The sequence below is a fragment of the Mycobacterium sp. NGS49 genome, assembly GCF_059812565.1.
In genome coordinates this window covers 1-975 of the sequence record NZ_JCALCX010000101.1, presented here as the reverse complement: position 1 = coordinate 975, position 975 = coordinate 1, and the positions used below count along the sequence as shown (strand labels likewise).

Here is a 975-nt window from a genome sequence, read left to right as displayed (position 1 = left end):
ACCGCCAGCACCGCCGCCACGTCCACTCCAGTATCGAGATCAGTGTCAGTGTCCACCAACACAATCCGGCCCGGGCTTTCTCCCTGCGCCGAGCGGACCAACCCCCACACCGCCGCTCCCGCCAAATCAGTGACCACCTCGCCGACCGCGCCACGGGTCACCACCACCAACACCGCACCCCCCGGCCGAGCCAGCCACGACTGCACCACCGCCAACACCCGGTGAACCGCCGCGTACACCCCCGCAACCACCGCATCCGCGGCCGGGGCCCCCGACACCTCCACCACCACCGCGTCCGGAATATCGGAAACATCCTGGGCCCCAGCGGCTTTCACTGACTGTTCGAAATCCTCCCACGACAGCACCGACACCACCGCCGGGCGCTCACCCACCACCGGCGCCGCCACCCAATCCACCTCAAACAACCCACCCGAGCCGCCACCGCCAGCGGCCGCCGCCGACTCCAACTGACCCGCCGACACCGCACGCACCGTCAACGAACCCACCGACAACACCGGCCCACCCGCACCGTCGGCCAACTCCACCGACACCGCCCCAGCCCCCACCGGCGCAATCCGCGCCCGCAGCACCCCCGCCCCGGCCGCATGCAACGACACCCGCTCCCAGACAAACGGAACCGTCAGGTCCCCGTCATCAGCAGCCGCCGCCATTGCATGAAGTGCCGTGTCGAATACCGCCGGATGCAACCCGAACCCGCCCACATCTACCCCAGCGTCCTGGGGCACCCCGACCTCGGCGAACAACTCCTCACCACGGCGCCACAACGACCTCAATCCGCGAAACGCCTGCCCGTACTGATAGCCACGTTCGGCCAACCGCGCATAAGCATCGGAGATATCCACGCTCAGCGCGCCCTGCGGCGGCCACGCGGACAGATCCGCCCAGGGGCCAGCCCCTCCCGCCCCGAGCATCCCCTCAGCGTGCCGCACCCACCCCGAATCGGCCTCGCCACCA

General features: G+C 69.7%; 1 protein-coding gene. It reads right to left on the bottom strand.

Going from position 1 to position 975, the window contains the following annotated elements; translation table 11 throughout:
• Window positions 1-975: SpnB-like Rossmann fold domain-containing protein (locus AC5Y7D_RS30860; protein WP_499929981.1), on the bottom strand; the 975-nt coding region annotated here is incomplete at both ends.